Raw genomic sequence first — 24,765 nt, 5'->3', positions numbered from 1 at the left:
TTTAAAGTAAATCTAATTTCAGAGGGTATAAATCTTCAACAAGTTGTTAAACTTGGAATATTAAATTAAAGGAGGACAATATGTCACAAATAGGAAAGAAAATACCTGAATTTAAAACAAATGGATACAATCCAAAGAGAGAAGAATTTGTAGAAATTTCAAATAAAGATTTTGAAGGGAAATGGACAGTGTTGATGTTTTATCCTGCTGATTTTACTTTTGTATGTCCAACAGAGTTAGAGGATATGCAGGAGCAATATAAAAAGCTTATGGAACTTGGTGCAGAAGTTTACTCTATGTCAACTGACACTCACTTCGTTCATAAGGCATGGCATGACCACTCTGAAGCTATTAGTAAGCTTGAGTTCACAATGTTAGCTGACCCACATAAGTCAATTGCAAGAGATTTTGATGTACTTGATGAAGAGGCTGGTCTTGCACAAAGAGCAACTTTTGTTATAGATCCAGATGGAATTATTCAAACTGTGGAAGTAAATGCTGATGGAATAGGCCGTGATGCAAGTCAAGTTTATGACAAAATTCGTGCTGGACAATTTGTAAGAAATAATCCTGGACAAGTATGCCCTGCAAAATGGAAAGAATCAGGAGAAACTCTAACTCCAGGGTTAGACTTAGTTGGTAAAATTTAATGTTAGATTCAAATTTAAAAAATCAAGTAAAAGATTATTTGCAACTTCTTGAAAAAGAAGTTGTAATTTCTATTAGCCTTGATGATTCTGAAGATTCAAAAAGCTTGAAGGAATTTATAGACGAGCTTTTAAAACTATCAGACAAATTAAAACTAGAAAATAAAAAATTAAAATTTACTCCAAGCTTTAGCCTTTCCTCAGAAGATGTAGAGGGAATAACTTTTGCTGGAATACCTTTATGGCATGAATTTGAATCTTTTATTTTGGCAGTGCTACAAGTTGGCGGAAGGGCACCTAAGCTTGATGAAGTGACAAAAAATAGAATTAAGTCAATTGAAGAAGACTTGAACTTTGAAACTATTATAAGTCTTAGTTGTCATAATTGTCCTGAAGTTGTACAAGGACTCAATATTATGTCTGTATTAAATCCAAAAATTAAGCACAGTATGATTGATGGTGCTGTTTTTAGAGAATATGTTGATGAACTTGGAATACTAGCTGTACCGACAACTTATCTAAATGGGGAAGTATTTAATAGTGGAAAAATTTCTATTGATGAAATTTTAGACAAGATAAGCGATGAAAAAATTGATTTGGAATTAGAAAAGAAACCCCTATATGATATGTTGGTAATTGGAGGAGGCCCAGCAGGAGCAACGGCGGCAATTTATGGGGCAAGAAAGGGAATAAAGACAGCTATAGTTGCCAAAGAATTTGGTGGACAAGTAAAAGAAACTCTTGGAATAGAAAATATAACTGGGTTAGCATATACTGAAGGTCCAAAATTTATGGAAGAAGTAAAGAAACATTTGGATAAGTACAATGTTGAAGTTATGGATAAAATTTTGGTCACAGATATAGTTGAAGGTAGTCCTATAAAACTTATAACAGACAGAGGAGAACTTTCTGCAAAGACTGTTATAATAGCAACTGGTGCAAAGTGGAGATTAATTGGAGTGCCTGGAGAAATAGAATTTAGAAACAAGGGAGTAGCATACTGCACACATTGCGATGGACCTTTATTTAAAAATAAAAAAGTTACTGTAATTGGAGGAGGCAACTCAGGAATTGAAGCTGCCATTGATATGGCAAGTATTGCAAGTGAAGTTTTAGTTTTAGAATTTTTACCAGAATTGAAAGCAGACTTAGTCTTGCAAGAAAAATTAAAAGAATTTAAAAATGTAAAAGTTGTAACTAATGCAGAGACACAGGGATTATATGGAGAAAAAGTTTTAGAAAAGATTTCTTACAAGGATAGAGTTTCTGGAGAGATAATAGAAGAAAAAACTGATGGGTGTTTTATTCAAGTTGGGCTTGTGCCTATGACAGAATGGATAAACAACATCGAAAAGAATCCACGTGGAGAAATTATTGTTGATAATATAGGAGCAACAAATATTGAAGGAATTTATGGGGCAGGAGACTGCACTAACTCAACCTTCAAACAAATTGTAATTGCAGAGGGATCAGGTGCAACAGCTGCCCTTGGCGCATACAATTACCTAATGACAAAATAATTAAAATAGATTTGATAAAGTATGGTTTGGTTACCATACTTTTTATACATTTATAAAGTTTATAAAAATATTGATAAGTATGTAAGAAAAATTAAAATTTTTTTGTAAATTAATTTATAATTTTTTGAAAGTGAAATATTAATTGTAAGCTCAAATAAAATAAAAAAAATTAAAAAAATGTGTAAATTTCCTTTACAAGTGACTTTTTTTGTTATATAATATCTGAGCGTTTAAAAAAGAATGTTGCGATGAAGTCATAAGTTGCTTGAAACTTTGCCGAAAAAAAGGAGTTTCAAGGTAATTATGGCAGAGAAGTCCAGGCTGGACTTGGGCGCGGGTTATTTTTTTCAGACGGACCTGTTAACACACCAGGGTGCGTTTATCGATAACCCCATTCGCAAGTAAGGCTTTAGCGAATAGGAGGTAAATATGTCTAACAAAGGCAAACAAAAAATTAGAATTAAACTTAAAGCTTATGATCACGAATTACTTGATAATTCAGCGCTAAGAATTGTTGATGCTGCAAAGAAGAGTGGTGCAGAAGTTTCTGGTCCAATTCCTCTTCCAACACAAAAGGAAATCATCACAATTATAAGAGCTGTACACAAGTATAAGGATTCAAGAGAACAATTTGAGCAAAGAACTCACAAAAGACTAATTGATATTCTTAATCCTACACAAAAAACTGTAGATTCACTTATGAAGTTAAATCTACCAGCTGGTGTAGATATAGAAATTAAACTTTAAAACTTTGCTTTATATGACTTCTAATTAGAAGTCCGCTGTAAATATTAGGAGGTGCAACATGAAATATTTAGTAGGTAAAAAAATTGGCATGACCCAAATTTTTGACGAAGAGGGTACTGTCACTCCTGTCTCAGTTATTGAAGTAGAACCAAATGTTGTTGTGCAAAAGAAAACTATTGAAAGTGATGGATACAATGCTATCCAAGTTGCAACACATGAAGTTAAAGAAAAGAAATTAAACAAACCTGAGAAGGGACATTTCGACAAGGCAGGCGTAGGATATAGAAAACATCTTTCAGAATTTAGAACTGACGATGTAGAATCTTACAATCTTGGAGATGAAATAAAGGTAGATTTATTTGAAGTTGGAGAACACATTGATGTTGTTGGAACTTCAAAGGGTAAAGGAACTGCTGGTATCATTAAACGTCACAACTTTGGACGTGGTAGAGAAACTCACGGTTCTAAATTCCACAGAATGCCAGGTGGTATGGGTGCTGCTTCTTATCCAGGAAAAGTATTCAAAAACCACAGAATGGCTGGGAAAATGGGTAACGAAAGAGTTACTGTTCAAAATCTTGAAATTGTTAGAATAGATACAGATAAAAATTTAATTTTAGTTAAGGGTGCTATTCCAGGACCTAAGAAGGGAACTGTTAGAATTAAAAGCACTACTAAAATGACTAAATAAGATAGGGAGGTAAAGAAATGCCTAAAATTCAAATGATTGACATTAAGGGAAATCCTGTTGAAGAAGTCGAACTAAATGAAGGGCTATTTGATGCTCCTGTTAGCACTCATGCTGTTTATTTAGTTGTTAAAAATATTTTGGCTAATAAAAGACAAGGTACTCACTCTGCTAAGACTCGTGCTGAAGTGCGTGGAGGCGGAAGAAAACCTTGGAGACAAAAGGGAACAGGTCGTGCAAGACAAGGTTCCATTAGATCACCTCAATGGAGAGGCGGCGGAGTTGTTTTCGCAAAGAAACCAAGAGATTATTCTTACACAACTCCTAAGAAAGCTAGAAGAGTTGCTCTTAAATCAGTTCTTACTAGTAAATTCCAAGATGGCGAAATGATTCTTGTTGACAAGTTCACAATGGAAGAAGCTAAGACAAAGATTTTCGCAAACATCTTAAAAGATATTAAGGCAGGCAAGAAAGCTCTTGTAGTTATTAATGACGACGAAAAAGATGTTCAAAGAGCTGCAAGAAATATCGCTGGTGTAAAAACATCAAGAGCTACTGATATTAACGTTTATGAGTTATTAAAATATGACAAGCTAATTATCTCAAAGGCTGCACTTGATGTTGTTGAGGAGGTTTTTAACTGATGAATAATTTTGACATTATTAAAAGACCTTTAGTTACTGAACAAAGTATGGATATGATGGCTGAAAATAAATACACTTTTGAAGTGCCAAAGGAAGTCACTAAACCAGAAATCAGAGCAGCTGTTGAAGAAATCTTCGGCGTTAAGGTTGAAAAAGTATATACAATGAATATGCGTGGAAAATTAAAAAGACAAGGAGTTCATCAAGGAAGACGTCCTTCATGGAAAAAGGCTATAGTAAAACTTACTGATGACTCAGAACCGATAGAATTTTTTGATTCTATCTGATAAGTAGGAGGTATTAAAATGGCGATTAGAGGATTTAAACCTACAACTCCTTCCCGTAGAAAAATGACTGTTGCTACATTTGAAGAGATTACTAAGACAACACCTGAAAAATCTCTTTTAGTGAGCATCAAAAAAACTGCCGGTAGAAATTCTCAAGGAAGAATTACAAGTAGACACAGAGGCGGCGGAGTTAAAAGAAAATATAGAATTATAGATTTAAAAAGAGATAAAGACAATATTCCTGCAAGAGTACAAGCTATTGAATATGATCCATATAGAACTGCTTACATTGCACTTTTATCTTATGCTGATGGTGAAAAAAGATACATTATTCAACCAAATGGACTTAAAGTTGGCGATGTAATTGAATCAGGTTCAGATGCAGATATCAAAGTTGGTAACGCACTAATGCTTGCTGACATTCCTGTTGGTACTACTGTTCACAACATTGAAATGACTCCTGGCAAGGGCGGTCAAATTGCAAGATCTGCTGGTTCATCAGCTCAACTTATGGCAAAAGAAGGAAAATATGCTCAACTTAGACTTCCTTCAGGAGAATTTAGATTAATCAATCAAAGATGTAAGGCTACTATTGGACAAGTTGGAAATATTTCTCACGAACTTATCACACTAGGTAAGGCAGGTAAGAGCAGATATCTTGGAAATAGACCTCATGTTAGAGGATCTGCAATGAACCCTGTTGATCACCCTCATGGTGGTGGGGAAGGTAGAACTCCAGTTGGTAGACCTTCACCAATGACTCCTTGGGGCAAGAAAGCTCTAGGACTTAAGACTAGAAAGAAATCTAAAAAATCTGATATGTATATAGTAAGAAGAAGAACTAAGTAATCGGAGGGTATAATGAGTAGATCAATAAAAAAAGGACCATTTGCTGATGAACACCTTCTAAAGAAGGTTGACGAGCTTAATGAAAAAAACGAAAAGAAAGTAATTAAAACTTGGTCTCGTCGCTCAACTATTTTCCCTGAATTTGTTTCACACACAATTGCTGTTCATGACGGCAGAAAACATGTGCCAGTTTATATTACTGAAGACATGGTAGGACATAAATTAGGTGAATTTGTTCCAACAAGAACATATAGAGGCCACGGCGGCAAGAGCGAAAAGAGCACAACAGTTAAATAAGGAGGGTTATTATGCAAGCACAAGCAATTGCAAAATATGTAAGAATATCACCTCTAAAGGTGAACTATATTTGCGCTGAAATACGCGGCAAAAGCGTTGATGAGGCCCTCTCTATTTTAAAGTTTACTAATAAGAGAGGAGCTCATGAACTCTATAAGGTACTAAAATCAGCTGTAGCTAATGCTGAAAACAACCTTAATTTAGACAGAGACGATCTTTATGTGAAAAAGGCATACGCTAATGACGGACCTACTATGAAGAGATTTCGTCCTAAGGCTAAGGGTATGGCTTATCCAATCCTTAAAAGATCAAGTCATATTGGCGTTGTAGTAGCAGAAAGAGAGTGAGGAGGTAGAGAATGGGCCAAAAAGTAAACCCACATGGACTTCGTGTTGGAGTAATAAAAGATTGGGATTCAAAATGGTATGCAGATAAGAAAAATTTTGCCGATCTTTTAGTTGAAGACAACAATATTAGAAAATATGTTAAGAAAAAACTTTACACAGCAGGAATTTCTAAGATTGAAATTGAAAGAGCTGCTAACAGAGTTAAAGTTTCAATATATACAGCTAAACCTGGCATGGTAATTGGTCGTGGTGGCGCTGGAGTTGAAGAACTTAGAGCTGAAATTGAAAAGCTTACAGATAAATCTGTTGTTATAAATGTTGAAGAAATTAAAAATCAAGATTTAGATGCACAAATCGTAGCTGAAACTATTGCTGAATCTCTTGAAAGAAGAGTTGCATTTAGACGTGCTATGAAACAAGCTATTCAAAGAACAATGCGTCAAGGAGCTCTTGGTATTAAAACTTCTGTATCAGGTCGTCTAGGCGGAGCTGATATGGCAAGAACTGAAGGTTATTCTGAAGGAACTATTCCTCTTCAAACATTAAGAGCTGATATCGACTATGGTTTTGCTGAAGCTGATACTACTTATGGTAAAATCGGTGTTAAAGTTTGGCTTTATAAGGGCGAAGTTCTTCCTGAATTAAGAGAAGATTCTAGAAGAAGACCTAGAGATAACAGAGATAATAGAGACAACAAAAATCGCAAGAGACGCGACAATAGAAACAATAATTTTAGAAATAATAGAAGAGACAATAAAAATAAAGAGTCTTAAAGAAGGGAGGAATAGTCATGTTGATGCCTAAGAGAGTAAAATATCGTAAGGTTCACAGAGGCAGAATGAAGGGCAAGGCTATGCGTGGTAATGAGCTTGCATACGGCGAATATGGTATAAAAGCTTTAGAACCTTGTTGGATAACTTCAAATCAAATAGAAGCAGCACGTCGTGCTATGACAAGATATATTCGTAGAGGTGGAAATATCTGGATTAAGATTTTCCCAGATAAACCTGTTACTGAAAAACCTGCTGAAACTCGTATGGGTTCCGGTAAAGGTGCTCCAGAGTATTGGGTTGCAGTAGTTAAGCCAGGAAGAATTTTATTTGAAATGGGCGGTGTTTCTGAAGAAGTTGCAAGAGAAGCAATGAGACTTGCATCTATGAAACTCCCTATTAGAACTAAATTCGTTATGAGAGATAAGGATGGTGACTCAAATGAAGGCTAATGAAATTCGCAAGATGTCAAGCGAAGAATTAAATAATAAAGTTAATGAACTTAAAAATGAACTTTTTAATTTGAGATTCAGATTGGCCACTGGTCAACTTGACAATCCATCAAGTATTAAAAGTGTTAAAAGAGATATAGCAAGAGTAAAAACGATCATTAGAGAACGTGAACTTGAAGTTGGAAAGGAGGCTTAATCTCATGGAAAGAAATTCAAGAAAAACTATAACAGGAATTGTAGTAAGCGACAAAATGGATAAGACTATTGTAGTTCAAACTGAAACTTTAAAGACTCATCCAGTTTACAAAAAGAGATTTAAGAAGACTACTAAATTCAAGGCTCATGATGAAAATAATGAATGTGGTATTGGTGATCGCGTAAAACTTATGGAAACTAGACCACTAAGTAAAGATAAAAGATGGAGACTTGTAGAAATTATTGAAAAAGCTCAATAATTTTAACTTGAAAGGAGAATAACATGATTCAACAAGAAACAAGATTGCGTGTTGCTGACAATTCAGGTGCAAGAGAACTATCTGTAATTAAAGTCCTTGGTGGAACTAATAGAAAAACAGCTAGTATCGGAGACATCGTAGTGTGTGCTGTTAAAAATGCAACACCCGGTGGCGTTGTCAAAAAAGGCGCTGTTGTAAAAGCAGTTATTGTTAGAACAAATAAAGGTATAAGCAGAAAAGATGGCTCTTATATTAGTTTTGATGACAATGCTGCAGTTGTAATTAAAGATGATAGAAGCCCTGTTGGCACTCGTATTTTTGGACCTGTAACTAGAGAATTAAGAGCTGGAAACTTTATGAAGATTATTTCTCTAGCTCCGGAAGTACTATAATTTGGAGGTGTAATATGAAAATTAAAAAAGATGACATCGTAAAAGTTATAGCCGGAAAAGATAAAGGCAAAACTGGTAAAGTCCTAAGAACAATTCCTAAAAAAGATTTAGTTGTTGTTGAAAAGGTAAATATTGTTACTAAACACATTAAACCTAGAGGACCTCAAAATCCAGGTGGAATAGAAAAAATGGAAGCTCCAATTCACGTATCTAACGTAATGTACTTTGACAGTGCATCAGGAAAAGCTACAAGAATTGGTTATAAATTTGAAGATGGAAAAAAAGTTAGATATGCAAAATCTAGCGGAAAAAACATTAAGTAGGGGGTAGAATAATGACTTCAAGATTACAAGAAAAATATAAGACAGAAGTTGTGGGCCACCTAATGGAACGTTTCAATTATAGTAACGTTATGGAAGTACCGAAACTTGAAAAAATCACTATTAACATTGGTCTTGGTGAAGCTAAAGATAACCACAAGGCTCTTGAATCAGCTGTTGAAGAATTAACTACTATTGCTGGTCAAAAGGCTGTTGTTACTAAAGCAAGAAAATCAATTGCCAACTTCAAACTTCGTGCAGGACAAAATGTTGGTGTTAAGGTTACTCTAAGAGGACAAAGAATGTATGAATTCTTAGATAAATTAATGAATGTTGCTCTTCCAAGAGTAAGAGACTTTAGAGGTGTTAAACCTACTGCTTTTGATGGTAGAGGAAACTATGCCCTTGGTCTTAAAGAACAACTTATCTTCCCTGAAATTGAATATGATAAAGTTGACTCTATTAGAGGAATGGACATCATTATTGTAACTACTGCTAATACTGATGAAGAAGCTAAAGAATTCCTAGACAAAATGGGAATGCCTTTTGCTAAGGCTTAAGGAGGTACATTGTGGCAAAAAAATCAATGATTGCAAAACAAAAGAGGAAACAAAAGTATTCTTCTCGTGAATATACTAGATGTAAAATTTGTGGAAGACCACATGCTGTTTTACAAAAATATGGAATATGTAGAATATGCTTTAGAGAACTTGCGTACAAGGGACAAATTCCTGGCGTAAGAAAAGCTAGCTGGTAAAAGCCTTAGATGAAAGGAGGCAAACTGATATGATGACAGACCCAATTGCAGATATGCTATCAAGAATTAGAAATGCAAATAGTGCAAGACACAAATCTGTTGATATTCCTTGCTCAAACATCAAAAAAGAAATTGCTCAAATTCTTCTTGATGAGGGTTATATAAAAGGATTTGATGTTGTTGAAGATGACAAACAAGGAATGATCAAAGTTGATCTTAAATATTCCGAAGACGGAGAAAAAGTTATCTCTGGCTTAAAGAGAATATCTAAACCGGGACTTAGAGTTTATGTTAAGTGCGAAGATGTTCCTAAAGTTCTTGGAGGACTAGGAATTGCAATTATCTCAACATCTAAGGGAATAATTACAGATAAAAAAGCAAGACAAGAAAAAGTTGGCGGAGAGGTAATCTGCTACGTTTGGTAATTTGGAGGTGAAAAATGTCAAGAATTGGCAAAAAACCTATTGAAATCCCAAAGGGCGTTGATGTTAAAATTGACGGTCAAACAGTTACTGTTAAGGGACCAAAGGGTGAACTAACACAATCTTTTAATAAGGATTTAAAGATAGAAATAAATGACGGAGTTCTCACTGTAGAAAGACCAAATGAAATTAAAAAAATTAAGGCACTTCACGGTTTAACTAGAACTCTAATCTATAATATGATAATTGGCGTTACAGAAGGTTATTCAAAATCTCTTGAAATAATCGGAACTGGATACAGAGCTGCTAAGAAGGGAAAAACTCTTTCTCTTAACTTAGGATTTTCACATCCTCTAGATCTTGAAGATCCAGAAGGTATTGAAGTAGAAGTTCCTTCTGCTAACTCAATTATTGTAAAGGGTAATGACAAACAACAAGTTGGCGCTTATGCTGCTTACATTAGAAGTTTCAGAGAACCTGAACCTTATAAAGGTAAAGGTATTAGATACACTGATGAACATGTAAGACGTAAAGTTGGTAAGACTGGTAAGTAAGAGAGGAGAATTTAAGTGTTAAAAAAGATTGATAAAAATACAAATAGAATAAAAAGACACAAAAGACTTAGAAATCATATCTCCGGTACTGCTATGAGACCAAGACTTTCTGTTTTCAGATCATCAAAGCACATCTATGCTCAACTTATTGATGATGAAGCTGGTAACACTTTATTAAGTGCATCAACTCTAGATAAGTCATTGAATTTAGAAAACACTGGAAATATTGATGCGGCAAAAGCTGTTGGCGAATCTATTGCTAATAAGGCAAAAGAAAAAGGCATCGAAGAAGTTGTATTTGATAGAAGTGGTTATGTATATCACGGAAAAATCAAAGCACTTGCTGACGCAGCTAGAGAAGCCGGACTAAAATTCTAAGAAGGAGGAAGTAATGGAGCGTTCATTAATAAATGCGGCAGAACTTGATCTTGAAGAAAGAGTTGTATCTATAAATAGAGTTGCCAAAGTAGTTAAGGGTGGTAGAAATTTCAGATTCTCAGCTCTTGTAGTAGTTGGCGATAGAAACGGTCACGTTGGTGTAGGTACAGGTAAAGCTCTTGAAGTTCCTGAAGCTATAAGAAAAGCAACACAAGATGCTAGAAAGCATGTTATAAAAGTAAACCTACTAAATACTTCTATTCCTCATCAAGTAACTGGAATTTATGGTGCAGGTAGAGTTTTCTTAAAACCAGCAAGAGAAGGTACAGGAGTTATCGCAGGTGGTGCTGTTCGTGCCGTATGTGAACTTGCAGGTATAAGTGATATTCGTACAAAAAATATTGGTACAAATAATCCAAGAAACACAGTTAATGCAACTATGGAAGCCTTAAAACAACTTAAGACTGCTGAATCTGTTGCAAGACTTAGAAATAAATCAGTGGATGAAATTTTAGGATAGGAGGAAAATCATGTCTACAATAAAAATTAAACTTGTAAAAAGTCCTATCGGCAAAGTACCTAAACACAGAAAGACAATTAAAGCACTTGGTCTTAGAAAATTACACCAAGTTGTTGAAAAAAATGATACACCTCAAATCAGAGGTATGTTAAAGCAAGTCGATTATATGATCGAAGTAGAAGAATAAGGAGGTGTACCTAATGAAGTTACATGACTTAAGACCTAACGAAGGCGGCGGAGTTAAAGCTAGAAAAAGAGTAGGTCGTGGAATTGGTTCCGGTACTGGCAAAACTTCTGGCAAGGGTCACAAAGGACAAAATGCTAGAAGTGGCGGAGGAGTAAGACCTGGATTTGAAGGTGGACAAATGCCACTATTTAGACGTCTTCCAAAGAGAGGATTTACTAACATCTTCAAGAAAGAATATGCGGTTATTAACGTAGCAGATCTTAATGTATTTGAAGAAGGAACTGAAATCACTCCTGAATTCTTAATAGAAAACAAATTTATCAAAGCTGGAAAGGCTAAAGACGGAATTAGAATTTTGGGAGATGGTGAATTAAATGTAAAACTTACTGTAAAAGCTCAGCATTTCTCAAAATCTGCTAAAGAAAAAATTGAGGCTTGCGGAGGAAAGGCCGAGGTGATTTAATGTTATCCACTTTTAAGAGTGCGTGGAGAATTGAATCTCTTCGTAAGAAGATGCTATTCACTTTATTCATGCTTCTACTATATAGACTTGGATCACACATCGCCGTTCCTTACATGAACTCACAAGTTATTTCACAAATTTTTAGTGGAACAGGCGGATCAATTTTCTCCTTCCTTGATTTAATGGCAGGAGGTAACTTTAGAAGATTTACAATTTTTGCAGCTAACATTTATCCTTATGTTACTGCATCAATCATTCTTCAACTTTTGACAATTGCAATTCCTTCCTTGGAATCTCTTGCAAAAGAAGGAGAAACTGGTAGAAAGGCTATCGCTAAATATACTAGATACCTTTCTATTGTTATAGCACTTGTTCAAGCTGTTGGATATACTTTTGGTCTATTCAGACAAGCTATCAACGCAACAAGTCCTATTGAATATGCAACAATTATCCTATCAATCGTAGCAGGTACTGCTGTTCTAGTATGGATAGGTGAACAAATAACTGAACATGGAATTGGAAATGGTATTTCAATTTTAATTTTTGCAGGTATCGTTTCAAGATTCCCACTTGATATAGTTCAATCTGTTGCTCTTGTAAAAGCAGGAAAGGCAAGCCCAATCTTCTTAGTTCTATTTTTAATAATTGCAATTGCAATTGTTGTATTTGTAGTAACACTTACTGAAGGTGAAAGAAGAATCCCTGTACAATATGCAAAGAGAGTTGTAGGAAGAAAGATGTATGGCGGACAAGCTACTCACATTCCTATTAAAGTTTTGATGACTGGTGTTATGCCAATTATCTTTGCAAACTCACTTCTTGCTATTCCAGCAACTATTGCTATGTTTACAAGTGAATCAACTAGAAATTGGATTCAAAAATGGTTAACTCCTGCTGGAGGACCTGGAGCTGTGATTTATATAATATTTACAATTATCCTTATTGTATTCTTCACATTCTTCTACACTACAATTCAATTTAACACTGTTGAGTACTCTAAGAACCTTCAAGCTAATGGTGGTTTCATTAGTGGTATTAGACCAGGTAAGCCAACAAGTGATTATTTAGGTAGAACTTTAAATAGATTAGTTATGCCGGGAGCAATTGCACTTTCTATACTTGCAGTTCTTCCAACTATATTAACACTTATTTCAGGATTGCAATTTAATTATGGTGGTACATCAATTATCATCGTAGTTGGTGTTGTACTTGAAATTCACAGAGTGTTAGAACAACAATTAATCATGAGAAATTATCGTGGTTTCTTAAAGAATAAATAGGAGGCATTTATGAAATTAGTTATATTGGGACCTCCAGGGGCCGGAAAGGGCACACAAGCTGAATATATTGTTGAAAGATACAATATTCCACATATTTCAACTGGAGATATCTTTAGAGAAAATATTAAGAACAATACAGAACTTGGTAAAAAGGCTAAGTCTTATATGGATAAGGGTCTTTTAGTTCCTGATGAACTTGTTATTGAACTTGTTGAGGATAGACTTAACAAGGATGATGCTAAAGAAGGATTTCTACTAGATGGTTTTCCAAGAACTGTAGCTCAAGCTGTTAGTCTTGACTCTATTCTTGATAAGAATGATGACAAGCTTACTAAGGTTATTAATATTTCAGTTGACCCTGAAATTTTAATAGAAAGAGCTGTTGGAAGACGTGTTTGTAAAACTTGTGGAATGACTTATCATGTTAAATTCAATCCTCCTAAGGAAGAAGGAATTTGTGATAAGGACGGCACTAAGCTTATTCAAAGAGATGACGATACTGAAGAAACTGTAAAAACTAGAATTTCAGTTTACTTTGATCAAACTGCACCTCTTATAGATTACTACAGAGCTCAAAATCTTCTTGTAGATATTGATGGTGCTAAGGATATTGACAAAGTATTTGAAGATATAGTTAATGGTCTCGAATAGTTCATGGATAATACATTAAGTCTTGTAAAGGGACAAGTTGTAAGATCCAAAAAAGGTAGAGATGAGGGAAAAGTTTTTGTAATCACTGAGATTATAGATAAAGACTTTCTCTGTCTCGTAGATGGAAAACTTAGAAAGCTAGATCGACCAAAGAAAAAAAGGTAAAACATCTTTATATATATAAAGACGTCATTGATCTTGAAGTTAAAGATCTAAATGACAGTTATATTAGGAAGAAACTATTACCTTATAGCTAAAGGAGGATCCTTAATAATATGGCTAAAGAAGATGTAATTGAAGTCGAAGGCGTTGTTGTAGACGCACTTCCAAACACTCATTTCAAGGTTGAACTTGAAAACGGACATATCATACTTGCTCATATTTCAGGTAAATTGAGAATGAATTATATTAGAATTCTTCCTGGTGATAAGGTGACAGTTGAGCTTTCACCTTATGATCTTACAAGAGGAAGAATAACTTGGAGAAAGAAATAATCCTAAGGTTAGGAGGCATTTATATGAAAGTAAGACCATCTGTAAAAAAGATGTGCGAAAAGTGCAAAATAATTAAGAGAAACGGAAAAGTAATGGTAATTTGCGAAAATCCGAAACATAAACAAAGACAGGGATAAGGGAGGTAATTATGGCTAGAATTTCCGGTGTAGATTTACCTAGAGAAAAGAGAGTTGAAATCGGACTCACTTATATTTATGGTATTGGAAAACCTAGATCTCAAGCAATTTTAACTGCTGCAGGTGTTGACTTTGATACTAGAGTTAAAGATTTGACAGAAGCTGAACTTGCTAAAATAAGAGAAGAAATAGATAAATACCACGTAGAAGGTGATTTGCGTCGTGATGTTGCAATGAGCATCAAGAGACTTCGTGAAATCAACTGTTATCGTGGAAGAAGGCATAAAATGGGTCTTCCTGTAAGAGGACAAAAAACTAAGACTAATGCTAGGACAAGAAAAGGTCCTAAGAAACTTGTTAGTAAAAGTAAATAAGTAAGGGGGGACTTTAATGGCTAAAAAACAAAAAGTTTCACGTTCAAGAAGACGTGTACGTAAAAATATTGAAAAGGGCGAAGCACATATAGCTTCTACATTTAATAACACTATGGTTACTCTTACTGATGTTAACGGTAATGTTATTTCTTGGGCTAGTGCTGGACAACTTGGATTTAGAGGTTCAAGAAAGTCAACTCCTTTTGCAGCACAAGAAGCAGCACAAGAAGCAGCTGAAAAAGCTAAGGAACATGGATTAAAGAGCGTTGATGTTTATGTTAAGGGTCCAGGTTCAGGAAGAGAAGCTGCTATTAGATCTCTTCAAGCATCAGGTCTTGAAGTAACTATGATTAAAGATGTTACTCCAATTCCTCACAATGGATGTAGACCACCAAAACGTAGAAGAGTCTAAACTATTTATCGAAAAGGAGGGTACCCATGATTGAAATTGAAAAACCTAGAATTAGTATTGAAGAATTAGATGAGTCTGGTTTATATGGCAAGTTTGTCGTTGAACCTCTAGAAGCTGGATTTGGTATCACTATTGGAAATTCCTTAAGAAGAGTGTTACTTTCCTCTCTACCAGGCGCTGCTGTATCTTTTATAAATATACGTGGTGTTGAACATGAATTTGATACAATTCCAGGGGTATTGGAAGATGTACCTGAAATAGTTTTAAATATTAAATCTATAGTTTTAAAGATGACTGAAGATGAACCTGTAAAACTTATTATAGAAAAAAAGGGCAAGGGAGAAATTAAGGCCTCTGACATTGAACTTCAACCTCATGTTTCTATTATTAATCCAGATCAACATATAGCTACGCTAAATGAAGATGCTGATTTTTATCTTGAAATGATGGTTGAAAGAGGAAGAGGCTATGAACCTTCTGAACTTAAAAAGGATGAAATAAGCGAAATTGGAATTATTCCAATGGACTCTAACTTCACTCCTGTGGAAAAAGTAAACTGGAAAGTTGAAAACACAAGAGTTGGACAAAGAACTGATTATGATAGATTAATCCTAGAAGTTACAACAGATGGTTCTATGAAAGCTGATGAAGCTACATCTCTTGCAGCAAAAATCTTAACAGAACATCTTGAACTCTTCATTGGCCTTAAGGAACATGTCAGTGAAATAAATTTGATGGTTGAAAAAGAAGAGGATCAAAAAGAAAAAGTTCTTGAAATGACAGTTGAAGAATTAGATTTATCTGTTAGGTCTTTTAACTGTTTGAAGAGAGCTGGAATAAATAGCGTTGAGGAACTTACTAATAAAACTGAAAGTGAAATGATGAAGGTTAGAAATCTTGGTAGAAAATCTCTACTAGAAGTAACTGAAAAACTTGAAGAATTGGGATTAGGTCTCAAGGCTGACGAAGAATAAGGAGGACATTATGGCAAAAAACAGAAAACTTGGCCGTAATTCAAGTCATAGAAAAGCAATGCTTAGAAACCTTGTTACTTCTCTTTTGCGTGAAGGCAGAATTAAAACTACTCACACAAGAGCTAAGGAAGTTCAAAGAATTGCTGATCGTATGATTACACTTGGAAAAAGAGGAGATCTTCACGCAAGAAGACAAGCTTTAGCATATATTTATTCAGAAGATGTTGTTACAAAATTATTTAGTGAATATGCTGAAAAGTATGCTGATAGAAATGGTGGTTACACTAGAGTATTGAAGATGGGTCCAAGACGTGGAGACGGCGCAGAAATTTCAATTATAGAATTAGTATAAGGAAATCCAATGGGGTTTCCTTTTTTTATATATTTTGGAGAGCTTATGATTTATAAAAAACTTTATAATTCACCACTAGGAGAGATTTTAATTTTAGGAGATCTTGAAGGTATTCTTGGAATTTATTTTGAGTGTCAAAGGGAATTTTATGATTTCTTAAATAATGAAGAGATAAAAAATTTTGAGGATGCGAAAAATTTTGAGTTAAAAGATAAAAATTTTAAAAGTAAGAGTCTTTTTCATGAAAAAAATAAAGTCTCAGGCGAAGATATTTGTGAAAATAAAATTTTTGACGAGACTAAAAAATGGCTCGATATTTATTTTTCTCGGAAAGAGCCAAAATTCACACCTAAGTTAAACATAAGAGGAAGTGAATTTAGAAAAGATGTATGGAAAATTTTATTAGAAATCCCCTATGGAAAAACTCTTACATATAAGGCTGTTGCAGAAAAACTTGTAGAGAGTAAAAAGTATGTGAGAATGTCAGCTCAAGCAGTGGGTGGTGCAGTTGGAGCTAATCCCATTTCAATTATAATTCCTTGCCACAGAGTTGTGGGGGCAAGTGGATCTCTTACTGGATATGCCGGAGGGCTTGATAGAAAAGTCAAGTTATTGGAACTTGAAGGCGTGGATATGAGTAAATTTTTCATGCCAAAAAAATATAAATAATTTTTGAAAATCTTGAAAATATTTATTTTAAAGAAATTTTTTATAATTCCCGCCACAAATTATCTCAAGAAAAATTTACAATATTTTGTTACTTTTTATCCTTGAAAAAATTTTTCTAATGTATTATCATATATGTATTAGCAGAAGAGTTTGGTGAGTGCTAATTATAAGGAGGTTAATATAGATGAAACTTAGACCACTTGACGATAAAATCGTCATAAAGAAAATTGAAAAAGAAGAAACAACTGCTTCAGGTATAGTTCTTCCATCATCAGCAAAGGAAGAATCAAATATAGCAGAAGTTGTTGCAACAGGAAATAAACTAGACACAGATGAAGAAATGAAGGGACTTGTTAAAGTTGGCGACAAGGTTATTTTCTCAAAGTATGCAGGAAATGACATCGAACTTGACAAGGAAAAATATACAATTATAAAATTCCAAGACATCTTGGCAGTTATTGAATAAGGAGTGATAACATGGCAAAGGAAATTAAATTTTCAGAAGATGCTAGAAAAGGCTTAATAAAAGGAATAAATACTCTTGCTGATACAGTTAAGGTTACACTTGGACCTAAGGGCAGAAATGTAATCTTAGACAAGGAATATGGCACACCACTTATTACAAATGATGGCGTAACTATTGCAAGAGAAATTGAATGTGAAGATAAATTTGAAAATATGGGAGCACAACTTTTAAAGGAAGTTGCTACAAAGACTAATGATGTTGCAGGAGATGGCACAACAACAGCTACTCTTCTTGCTCAAGCAATCATTAGAGAAGGAATGAGAAACCTTGCAGCAGGTGCAAACCCAATGATTTTACAAAAGGGAATATCTAAGGCAGTAGAAAGAGCTGTTGAAGAGATTAAAAACTTCTCTACAGAAGTTTCTTCAAAGGAAGCAATTGAACAAGTTGCATCAATTTCAGCTGCAAATGAACAAGTTGGCAAACTTATTTCCGAAGCAATGGAAAAAGTTGGAAACGATGGAGTAATCACTGTTGAAGAATCAAAATCCATGGGTACTAGCCTTGATGTAGTTGAAGGTATGCAATTTGATAGAGGATACCTTTCTCCATACATGGTAACAGATTCTGACAAAATGGTTGCAGAATTAGAAGACCCATACATTTTAATTACAGATAAAAAGATTTCAAATATACAAGAAATTTTGCCACTACTTGAACAAGTTCTTCAAGCATCAAAACCACTTCTTATCATAGCAGATGACATTGATGGCGAAGCCCTTGCAACTTTAGTTGTAAACTCTCTAAGAGGTACACTTAATGTAGTTGGAGTAAAGGCTCCAGGCTATGGAGACAGAAGAAAAGATATGCTACAAGATATTGCAATCTTAACTGGCGGACAAGTTGTATCATCAGACTTAGGTCAAGACCTAAAGGACGCAACAATTGAGATGCTTGGCTCTGCAGCAAAGGTTAGGGTAGAAAAAGACCTTACAGTAATAGTAAATGGTGCAGGCGAAAAATCTGAACTTGAAAACAGAATTAGCCACATTAAAAACCAAATAGAAGAATCAGATTCAGAATTTGATAAGGAAAAATTACAAGAAAGACTTGCAAAACTTTCTGGCGGAGTTGCAGTAATCCAAGTTGGAGCAGCAACAGAAGTTGAACTTAAAGAAAGAAAGCTAAGAATCGAAGATGCCCTTGCAGCAACAAGAGCAGCAGTAGAAGAAGGAATTGTAGCTGGTGGTGGAACTGTGCTAATTGACTCAATAGGAGCAGTAGCAAAAGTAGTTGACGAATTAGAAGGCGATGAAAAAACTGGCGCAAATATAATTCTAAAGGCACTAGAAGAACCACTAAGACAAATAGCAGAAAACGCAGGACTAGAAGGATCAGTAATAGTAGAACAAGTAAAGACAAAAGAAGCTGGAATTGGCTTTGACGCATACAAATCAGAATATGTAGACATGAAAAAAGCTGGAATAGTTGACCCAACAAAGGTAACAAGATCAGCCCTACAAAACGCAGCAAGCGTAGCATCAATGATCTTGACAACAGAAGCAGCAGTAGCAAACATAAAAGAAGAAGCACCAGCAATGCCTCCAATGAATCCAGGCATGGGAATGATGTAATTAATGGTAGTCTCAATCGTGACGAGTCACGATTGAGACGGTCTTCAAGCTGAAGGCGACTGAAAGGAGCCTGAAGCTATGAAGAACCTTATCCAGCGAACGAAAAAATGTGACCGAATAGGGAACATTTTTGAGTGAGTCGGAGTTGGATATATAGAAAAAAACCTCAAAAGACAGTCAAAAAAGCTGCTGTCTTTTTTGTTTTCACAGCGAATGCGAGCGTTAGCGACGCATGAGCTGATGAAAAATCTTATCCAGCGAACGATGACGATGCGACCGAAAAGGGAGCATTGTCGAGAGATCCGGATATCAAGAAACCAACAAAATAGAAAATAAAAAGTAGTCTTAAAATCATCAGACTGCTTTTATTTTTGTATTCCTTTAGAAAATTATTAAGGTAAAAATATAGATCCACTTTCTTCTACATGGTCAAAAAATTTAGCCTTGTAAAAAGAAGAATAGGATGCATCAATTATTCTCCCCATATCTATAATATCAATAGCCGTTCTTTCCAAATGCTCATTATTTAAGTCACCTAAAATATCGTAAACCACACTCTTTCCATTAGCTACGATTTCTACATGGATAGTACCTTGGAAGCCTTTACCTTCAGTTTCTATGGAGACATCTTTTAAAGGACCTATTTTCTGGTTTTCTATATCAAAAATTAGGCACAAATCAAATTCATTAGACTTACTCTTAGAATTCATTCTTTTTTCAATAAGTAGTAACCATCTTGGTAATTTTTTTTCTTGTATATTTTAAAGTCGCCCTTGTCATCACTTTTATATATTTTCGTGTCGGCACTTAGTTTTCTCGAACTTGTTGAATTTTCTTTTAAATTGTTATTTTGTGAAAAATATATTAGCCCGCCAATTAAAAATATTGTGACAAAAACTATTAAAAATTTTTTCATATTGACCTCCTAATATTTTATTAATTTTATTATAGCAGGCAAATAAATCTTTAGCAAAATTTCTTTATCAGCATATCATTGTTTAAATCACACCAATAAGAGTATGTATATTAAGAGGTGTTTTATGTTTATTAATTATATTAAAGCTTTTAATGACAATTATATTTGGACAATAGAAAATGATGGCAAGACTCTTGTGGTGGATCCTGGCGATGCAAGTCCCGTCATAGATTATTTAAAAAATAGAAAACTTGATTACATTCTTTTAACTCACAAGCACATGGACCATGTGGGTGGTGTTGAGGAACTTAAAAATAAATATGGTGCGAAGGTTTATGGGCCTATTGAAACAAAAGAATACAATGATATAACTTTAAAAGATTGTGACGAGTTTGAAATCTTTGGCGAAAATTTTAAGGTTATTTTAACAGGAGGTCATACAGAAGACCACATTTCTTATTTAATGGGAGATAAATTATTTTGTGGAGATGCCCTTTTCCTTGCAGGATGCGGCAGAGTTTTTACTAAGGACTACAAAAAAGCCTTTGAAGGTCTAAATAAATTAAAAAATTTAGATGATGAGATCAAGATTTACCCAGCTCACGAATATTCTCTTGGAAATTTAAAATTTGCTAAGTCTGTGATTTCTAATGAAGACTTAGACAGAGAATACGAGAGAGTAAAAAAACTTAGAGAAGAAGATAAAATCACACTTCCTTCAACAATTGGAAAAGAGAAAAAAATAAATCCCTTCTTCTTGGCAAGGGATTTAGATGAGTTTACCCAATTTAGGAATAAAAAGGATAAATTTTAAAACAAAGAAAAAGTGTTGGCTTATACATTTGCCAACACTTATTTTTTATAAAATTTTATTAACCAATACCGCCAAATTTTGCTCCAGCTATTAGGGCAATTATTGCTGCTATTACATATACATATTTTGCAAGTGGATAATACCATCCGCCAATTTCTTTTCCGTTACCTTGATTAACTGCAGAAAGGGCATACTCTTTTCCTGCAACCCAAAGGAACATTATGCCTGCAAGGGCTGCGCCAAGTGGGCAGATGTAAATGGAAACTACATCCATCCAACCGCTTACTATTGCTTGGATAAATATTGCAACGATACAACCAATTACATGAATAGTTGTAGTTGCGATAGGTCTTGAAAAATTAAATTTTTCTTGCAAGTAAGCAACTGGTGTTTCATATAGATTTATTATTGAAGATACACCTGCGAAGAGTACGCAAATATAGAAAATTATTCCAATAATTTTTCCTACTGCCATGCCGTTAAATACATTTACTAGGAAGATGAACATTAGTCCAGGGCCGCCAGTGTCAAGAGGGGCATTTGCTGTTGCCATTGCTGGGATAATTACAAAGGCTGCAAGTAGGGCTGCAAGAGTGTCAAAGACTGCTACATTTCTTGCAGAGGACGGAATGCTTTCGTTCTTAGGTAAATAAGAGCCGTAAATTACTGTTCCATTTCCTGCAACTGATAGGGAGAAGAAAGCTTGTCCAAAGGCAAAAATCCAAACTTTTGGGTCTTTTAATCCTTCTGGGTTTACTGTGAAGATATATTTATATCCATTAGCTGCACCAGGAAGTGTGAAGATGTAAATTGCAAGTCCTACAAATAAAATAAAGAGGACAGGCATCATAACTTTATTTGCCTTTTCAATTCCACCAGATACGCCCATTACCATAATGGCAAAGCTTGCAAGGACAGCTACTACTATCCAAATGTTTGCGCCAAAGGCAGAGGCTGTTTGTCCGAAAGTTCCACCAATTACATCCATGTCTTGACCCATAGCATAAAGTCCACCTGATAAGGAAAGGAAAGTGTATTTAAAAATCCAACCCATTACACAAGTGTAACCTATTGCTAAGGCAAGGGAGCCTACTACTGGTATAAGTCCAATTATTTCTCCAAGTTTTCTATTATTACATCTTAGTTCTGTACATTTTCCGAAAGCACCAACGGGACCAGCTTCTGCAGACCTACCTAGTGCCATTTCAGAAATTACTCCAGTTGAGCCTATTAGTGCTACAAATATTATGTAAGGGATTAAAAAAGTCATTCCACCATAAGTAGACACCATTATAGGAAATCTCCAAATATTACCCATACCAACTGCAGAGCCAATACATGCAAGTATAAAACCCCATTTACTTTTAAAACCATCGCGAGCTTTTAAGTTATTATCCATAATTATTCTCCTTATAGGGTAATTTGCCCCTGTATTTCAAGGGGCTTTTTTAATATTAAATTAAAAAATTAAAACTTATTTTTCATCTTCAGAAGGTTCATAAGTTTCAAGGAAAGCGTGGAAGTGACGCATTGGAAGGTTTTTACCCTTTACTATTCTAATATTAGGAATAGTAGCACGATCTTCGTAAAGAGCCTTTACAGCTGCAATTACATAATCCATGTGTTCCTTTGAAAGTTGACTTCTGTTTACTGCGAAACGAACTACATTGGCTACTTCAGCTTGTTGTTCCGGAGTCTTTAGGTCATATTCCATTGAATAGTTGCCAAGTTCTGCAGTTCTAATTCCGTATCTTCTAATTAATTCAACAGAGAAACCTTGACCAGCAAAAGTTTCAGGTGCTCTCTTGTTGTCGAAAAATTCGTCCATGTTGATGTAAACACCGTGACCACCAGCAGGAAGAACAACGCCCTTTACGCCAGCCTTGTAGAAGCCTTGAGCAAGGTATTCGCATTGTTTAACACGAGCGTCAAGATAATCAAACTTGGCTGCTTCATAAAGACCAGCAGCAAGTGCCAGAATATCTCTACCACTCATTCCACCATAAGAGTCATTTCCGTAGCAAGAAATTTGTTTAACCTTTAATAAGATACCAACATCAGTTTTTACTGAGCCATCTTCATTAAAGTCAGAGAACTTCTTCCAGAATAAGCCCTTGTCTCTAAAGGCAAGAACGCCACCCATGTTTGCGTGTCCGTCTTTTTTAAGAGATGCAGTAAAGCCATCGCAATAAGAGAACATTTCCTTTGCGATTTCTGGAATTGATTTGTCAGCATAGCCTTCTTCATTGACTTTGATGAAGTAAGCATTTTCTGCCCATCTTGCAGCATCAAACATATAAGGAATTTCATATTTGTGAGCAATTCTTGAACATTCTCTCATGTTAGCCATGGAAACTGGTTGACCACAAACTGTGTTGTTAGTAATAGTTGTATAAATTAGAGGAACATTTTCTGGTCCCAATTTTTCAATTAATTCTTCCAACTTTTCTGTGTCCATGTTGCCCTTAAATGGATTCTTTTCATAGTGACCATTTTCAGGAACTTCCCACAAAAGTTCTTTATTGTATAAATTTCTTGGGATAGAGCCCATTTGCTTGATGTTACCTTCAGTAGTGTCAAAGTGTCCATTAGAAGGAATAGTGTAAGTCTTTCCAGGTTCTCTTCCATTTAAAATATTTCTAACAAGTTCAAATAAAACTGATTCAGCTGCACGACCTTGTTGAATGATAAAAGTATTAGGTCTTTCCATTTGCGCAGATCCACCGTTAAATAGACCACCTTCATATTCGCAAAGATAAACTTCATTCATCATTTTTTCAACATCGTCGCAGTCAGTTCTAACTAGGTCGATAATTCTCTTTTGCTTATCGCCTCTTTCGAAGACATCTCTAAAGGTATCTAGTAGGACATAGTAGCCCTTGTTTCTACCATAGGATTCATCGCCTAAAAACATTGCAGACCATTGAACATCTGTCATGGCAGTAGTTCCTGAATCTGATAACATATCGATAGTTAACATTCCTGCAGGGAAGGCAAATTCATTGTAGTGAGTAGCCTTAAGAGCTCTTTCTCTTTGTTCCACAGTTACATTAGGAATATTTTTTGTAACATAAGTATAGGAATGTGGTGTAGGTACATCTAATTGATACTTTTTCATAAAAAACCTCCATATAATAAAAAAAAGTATAGAGGAACCCCGGTCATCGACAAAAGTCGACTAGCGGACAGTATCCCATAGAGAACCCCGGTTATCAAAATTTTAAGTTTTCTTTCTTGATGAGCGGACAGAACTCCAAGATAATATGTATTATCTATGAAATAGTTTACATTACTAACATGAAGAAGTCAATAATCTTGTAAATTGAAGAAGTAAAACAAAATAAAAATGAAATAGTTTTATCGGTGTGTTAAATTACTATTTTTAATAGGATATAAAAAAATAAATTTGAATATATCTGATAAAAAAACACTATTTGACAAATTAAATTAAATAGATTACTTTATTTAAGAAAACAATTTCAGAATATTAAAAAGAAGGATTGATGACAAGTGAAAAAATTTTTTCAATTACTTTTTTGGCAGTCTACGGATAAATCAAACATAATATATAGGATTTTAATTCACTCTTTTATAATATTTTTAACATTAGGTTGGGGATATATTATTTTAGATATTGATTTATATAATACTTTCATAAAGGGGATACTTTTTTTATATACCTATATTAGTTTTTTATGCTTTCTTCCAACACTTTTGACTATACAAAAGTTTGGTGATAATAAGGGAAGAGTTTTATTTATTCTATATATTTTATTTAGTTATGTTGTGGCATTTATCAGTGTGTTTATATTAACTTATTTTATAAAAAAGGACTTAGTTTGATGATTTAAAATCAATTATTTTAATAATATAAGAAAGTAAAAAACCTCTGAATT

General features: G+C 34.6%; 40 protein-coding genes. 36 read left to right on the top strand and 4 right to left on the bottom strand.

Annotated features, from left to right (window positions below; translation table 11 throughout):
• The first annotated feature begins 80 nt into the window (after positions 1–80).
• The 35 genes from ahpC to groL all read left to right on the top strand — a co-directional run bounded on the left by ahpC (position 81) and on the right by groL (position 19,139).
• Complete coding sequence (ahpC, locus tag PTSHG_RS05700; protein ID WP_019107926.1) at positions 81–650, top strand: alkyl hydroperoxide reductase subunit C; 570 nt, start codon at positions 81–83, stop codon at positions 648–650.
• Positions 650–2,167, top strand: coding sequence for an alkyl hydroperoxide reductase subunit F (gene ahpF / locus PTSHG_RS05695; RefSeq protein WP_019107925.1), 1,518 nt, complete (start codon positions 650–652; stop codon positions 2,165–2,167). Before ahpC ends, ahpF begins: the two co-directional genes overlap by 1 nt.
• Before the next feature lie 429 nt (positions 2,168–2,596).
• Positions 2,597–2,914 carry a 30S ribosomal protein S10 gene (rpsJ, locus tag PTSHG_RS05690; RefSeq protein ID WP_019107924.1) on the top strand — a complete coding sequence of 106 codons (318 nt, stop codon included), beginning with the start codon at positions 2,597–2,599 and terminating at the stop codon, positions 2,912–2,914.
• Positions 2,915–2,972: 58 nt separating this feature from the next.
• On the top strand, positions 2,973–3,605 hold the full coding sequence (gene rplC / locus PTSHG_RS05685; RefSeq protein ID WP_019107923.1) for a 50S ribosomal protein L3: 633 nt from the start codon (positions 2,973–2,975) through the stop codon (positions 3,603–3,605).
• A 17-nt stretch (positions 3,606–3,622) separates the two neighbouring features.
• Entirely contained in the window at positions 3,623–4,246 is a 624-nt protein-coding gene (gene rplD, locus PTSHG_RS05680) for a 50S ribosomal protein L4 (RefSeq protein ID WP_019107922.1), read from the top strand.
• Entirely contained in the window at positions 4,246–4,533 is a 288-nt protein-coding gene (gene rplW / locus PTSHG_RS05675) for a 50S ribosomal protein L23 (protein WP_019107921.1), read from the top strand. Before rplD ends, rplW begins: the two co-directional genes overlap by 1 nt.
• Before the next feature lie 18 nt (positions 4,534–4,551).
• On the top strand, positions 4,552–5,382 hold the full coding sequence (gene rplB / locus PTSHG_RS05670; RefSeq protein WP_019107920.1) for a 50S ribosomal protein L2: 831 nt from the start codon (positions 4,552–4,554) through the stop codon (positions 5,380–5,382).
• A 12-nt stretch (positions 5,383–5,394) separates the two neighbouring features.
• Positions 5,395–5,679: a 30S ribosomal protein S19 gene (gene rpsS / locus PTSHG_RS05665; RefSeq protein WP_019107919.1), complete on the top strand. Its 285-nt coding sequence runs from the start codon at positions 5,395–5,397 to the stop codon at positions 5,677–5,679.
• An 11-nt stretch (positions 5,680–5,690) separates the two neighbouring features.
• Positions 5,691–6,026, top strand: a complete 336-nt coding sequence (gene rplV, locus PTSHG_RS05660; protein WP_019107918.1) for a 50S ribosomal protein L22 — start codon at positions 5,691–5,693, stop codon at positions 6,024–6,026.
• 11 nt (positions 6,027–6,037) lie between these two features.
• Positions 6,038–6,799, top strand: a complete 762-nt coding sequence (gene rpsC, locus PTSHG_RS05655; RefSeq protein WP_019107917.1) for a 30S ribosomal protein S3 — start codon at positions 6,038–6,040, stop codon at positions 6,797–6,799.
• 17 nt (positions 6,800–6,816) lie between these two features.
• Positions 6,817–7,248 (top strand): 50S ribosomal protein L16, encoded by a 432-nt coding sequence (rplP, locus tag PTSHG_RS05650; RefSeq protein WP_019107916.1) that lies wholly within the window; start codon positions 6,817–6,819, stop codon positions 7,246–7,248.
• Positions 7,238–7,444 carry a 50S ribosomal protein L29 gene (rpmC, locus tag PTSHG_RS05645; RefSeq protein WP_019107915.1) on the top strand — a complete coding sequence of 69 codons (207 nt, stop codon included), beginning with the start codon at positions 7,238–7,240 and terminating at the stop codon, positions 7,442–7,444. The genes rplP and rpmC overlap by 11 nt, the downstream gene beginning before the upstream one ends.
• Positions 7,445–7,448: 4 nt before the next feature.
• Positions 7,449–7,703: a 30S ribosomal protein S17 gene (rpsQ, locus tag PTSHG_RS05640; RefSeq protein WP_019107914.1), complete on the top strand. Its 255-nt coding sequence runs from the start codon at positions 7,449–7,451 to the stop codon at positions 7,701–7,703.
• A 23-nt stretch (positions 7,704–7,726) separates the two neighbouring features.
• Positions 7,727–8,095, top strand: a complete 369-nt coding sequence (rplN, locus tag PTSHG_RS05635; RefSeq protein WP_019107913.1) for a 50S ribosomal protein L14 — start codon at positions 7,727–7,729, stop codon at positions 8,093–8,095.
• Between the two features lie 14 nt (positions 8,096–8,109).
• The gene (gene rplX / locus PTSHG_RS05630; protein ID WP_019107912.1) at positions 8,110–8,418 is read left to right on the top strand and encodes a 50S ribosomal protein L24; all 309 of its coding nucleotides are present in this window, start codon (positions 8,110–8,112) and stop codon (positions 8,416–8,418) included.
• Positions 8,419–8,429: 11 nt separating this feature from the next.
• Complete coding sequence (gene rplE / locus PTSHG_RS05625) at positions 8,430–8,975, top strand: 50S ribosomal protein L5 (RefSeq protein ID WP_019107911.1); 546 nt, start codon at positions 8,430–8,432, stop codon at positions 8,973–8,975.
• Between the two features lie 11 nt (positions 8,976–8,986).
• The gene (locus PTSHG_RS05620; protein WP_019107910.1) at positions 8,987–9,172 is read left to right on the top strand and encodes a type Z 30S ribosomal protein S14; all 186 of its coding nucleotides are present in this window, start codon (positions 8,987–8,989) and stop codon (positions 9,170–9,172) included.
• A 29-nt stretch (positions 9,173–9,201) separates the two neighbouring features.
• A complete protein-coding gene (gene rpsH, locus PTSHG_RS05615; RefSeq protein ID WP_019107909.1) occupies positions 9,202–9,597 on the top strand; it encodes a 30S ribosomal protein S8 in 396 nt (131 codons plus the stop codon).
• Positions 9,598–9,611: 14 nt separating this feature from the next.
• On the top strand, positions 9,612–10,148 hold the full coding sequence (gene rplF, locus PTSHG_RS05610) for a 50S ribosomal protein L6 (protein ID WP_019107908.1): 537 nt from the start codon (positions 9,612–9,614) through the stop codon (positions 10,146–10,148).
• 15 nt (positions 10,149–10,163) lie between these two features.
• Entirely contained in the window at positions 10,164–10,526 is a 363-nt protein-coding gene (gene rplR / locus PTSHG_RS05605; protein ID WP_019107907.1) for a 50S ribosomal protein L18, read from the top strand.
• A 13-nt stretch (positions 10,527–10,539) separates the two neighbouring features.
• Entirely contained in the window at positions 10,540–11,046 is a 507-nt protein-coding gene (gene rpsE, locus PTSHG_RS05600) for a 30S ribosomal protein S5 (RefSeq protein WP_019107906.1), read from the top strand.
• A gap of 10 nt (positions 11,047–11,056) precedes the next feature.
• Positions 11,057–11,233: a 50S ribosomal protein L30 gene (rpmD, locus tag PTSHG_RS05595; protein ID WP_019107905.1), complete on the top strand. Its 177-nt coding sequence runs from the start codon at positions 11,057–11,059 to the stop codon at positions 11,231–11,233.
• 13 nt (positions 11,234–11,246) lie between these two features.
• The gene (gene rplO, locus PTSHG_RS05590) at positions 11,247–11,696 is read left to right on the top strand and encodes a 50S ribosomal protein L15 (protein ID WP_019107904.1); all 450 of its coding nucleotides are present in this window, start codon (positions 11,247–11,249) and stop codon (positions 11,694–11,696) included.
• Entirely contained in the window at positions 11,696–12,976 is a 1,281-nt protein-coding gene (gene secY / locus PTSHG_RS05585) for a preprotein translocase subunit SecY (RefSeq protein ID WP_019107903.1), read from the top strand. The genes rplO and secY overlap by 1 nt, the downstream gene beginning before the upstream one ends.
• 9 nt (positions 12,977–12,985) lie before the next feature.
• A complete protein-coding gene (locus tag PTSHG_RS05580) occupies positions 12,986–13,627 on the top strand; it encodes an adenylate kinase (RefSeq protein WP_019107902.1) in 642 nt (213 codons plus the stop codon).
• Positions 13,628–13,630: 3 nt separating this feature from the next.
• Positions 13,631–13,792, top strand: a complete 162-nt coding sequence (locus tag PTSHG_RS10085; RefSeq protein WP_019107901.1) for a KOW domain-containing RNA-binding protein — start codon at positions 13,631–13,633, stop codon at positions 13,790–13,792.
• Positions 13,793–13,902: 110 nt separating this feature from the next.
• Complete coding sequence (gene infA, locus PTSHG_RS05570) at positions 13,903–14,121, top strand: translation initiation factor IF-1 (protein WP_005957367.1); 219 nt, start codon at positions 13,903–13,905, stop codon at positions 14,119–14,121.
• A gap of 23 nt (positions 14,122–14,144) precedes the next feature.
• A complete protein-coding gene (gene rpmJ, locus PTSHG_RS05565) occupies positions 14,145–14,258 on the top strand; it encodes a 50S ribosomal protein L36 (RefSeq protein WP_010244353.1) in 114 nt (37 codons plus the stop codon).
• Positions 14,259–14,269: 11 nt separating this feature from the next.
• On the top strand, positions 14,270–14,632 hold the full coding sequence (gene rpsM, locus PTSHG_RS05560) for a 30S ribosomal protein S13 (protein WP_019107900.1): 363 nt from the start codon (positions 14,270–14,272) through the stop codon (positions 14,630–14,632).
• A gap of 16 nt (positions 14,633–14,648) precedes the next feature.
• Complete coding sequence (gene rpsK / locus PTSHG_RS05555) at positions 14,649–15,044, top strand: 30S ribosomal protein S11 (RefSeq protein ID WP_019107899.1); 396 nt, start codon at positions 14,649–14,651, stop codon at positions 15,042–15,044.
• A 26-nt stretch (positions 15,045–15,070) separates the two neighbouring features.
• On the top strand, positions 15,071–16,018 hold the full coding sequence (locus PTSHG_RS05550) for a DNA-directed RNA polymerase subunit alpha (RefSeq protein ID WP_019107898.1): 948 nt from the start codon (positions 15,071–15,073) through the stop codon (positions 16,016–16,018).
• 10 nt (positions 16,019–16,028) lie between these two features.
• Entirely contained in the window at positions 16,029–16,370 is a 342-nt protein-coding gene (gene rplQ / locus PTSHG_RS05545) for a 50S ribosomal protein L17 (RefSeq protein WP_019107897.1), read from the top strand.
• A gap of 45 nt (positions 16,371–16,415) precedes the next feature.
• Positions 16,416–17,039: a methylated-DNA--[protein]-cysteine S-methyltransferase gene (locus PTSHG_RS05540; protein ID WP_019107896.1), complete on the top strand. Its 624-nt coding sequence runs from the start codon at positions 16,416–16,418 to the stop codon at positions 17,037–17,039.
• A 184-nt stretch (positions 17,040–17,223) separates the two neighbouring features.
• Positions 17,224–17,505 carry a co-chaperone GroES gene (locus PTSHG_RS05535; protein WP_019107895.1) on the top strand — a complete coding sequence of 94 codons (282 nt, stop codon included), beginning with the start codon at positions 17,224–17,226 and terminating at the stop codon, positions 17,503–17,505.
• Positions 17,506–17,516: 11 nt separating this feature from the next.
• A complete protein-coding gene (gene groL / locus PTSHG_RS05530; protein ID WP_019107894.1) occupies positions 17,517–19,139 on the top strand; it encodes a chaperonin GroEL in 1,623 nt (540 codons plus the stop codon).
• A 392-nt stretch (positions 19,140–19,531) separates the two neighbouring features.
• Here groL and PTSHG_RS05525 read toward each other — a convergent pair whose 3' ends face one another.
• Entirely contained in the window at positions 19,532–19,849 is a 318-nt protein-coding gene (locus PTSHG_RS05525; RefSeq protein ID WP_019107893.1) for a hypothetical protein, read from the bottom strand.
• Positions 19,846–20,055 (bottom strand): hypothetical protein, encoded by a 210-nt coding sequence (locus tag PTSHG_RS05520; RefSeq protein WP_019107892.1) that lies wholly within the window; start codon positions 20,053–20,055, stop codon positions 19,846–19,848. Before PTSHG_RS05520 ends, PTSHG_RS05525 begins: the two co-directional genes overlap by 4 nt.
• Positions 20,056–20,179: 124 nt before the next feature.
• On the opposite strand from PTSHG_RS05520, the gene gloB reads away from it, so the two are divergent.
• Entirely contained in the window at positions 20,180–20,869 is a 690-nt protein-coding gene (gene gloB / locus PTSHG_RS05515) for a hydroxyacylglutathione hydrolase (protein WP_019107891.1), read from the top strand.
• 58 nt (positions 20,870–20,927) lie between these two features.
• Here gloB and PTSHG_RS05510 read toward each other — a convergent pair whose 3' ends face one another.
• A complete protein-coding gene (locus PTSHG_RS05510) occupies positions 20,928–22,268 on the bottom strand; it encodes a sodium-dependent transporter (protein ID WP_019107890.1) in 1,341 nt (446 codons plus the stop codon).
• 75 nt (positions 22,269–22,343) lie between these two features.
• A complete protein-coding gene (locus PTSHG_RS05505) occupies positions 22,344–23,987 on the bottom strand; it encodes a tryptophanase (RefSeq protein WP_019107889.1) in 1,644 nt (547 codons plus the stop codon).
• Between the last annotated feature and the right edge of the window lie 778 nt (positions 23,988–24,765).

Source organism: Peptoniphilus senegalensis JC140 (assembly GCF_000321025.1).
GTDB classification, from domain to species: Bacteria; Bacillota; Clostridia; order Tissierellales; family Peptoniphilaceae; genus Peptoniphilus_A; species Peptoniphilus_A senegalensis.
The sequence above is the reverse complement of the archived record's forward strand: the minus strand, read 5'-3'. Positions and strand labels throughout refer to the sequence as shown.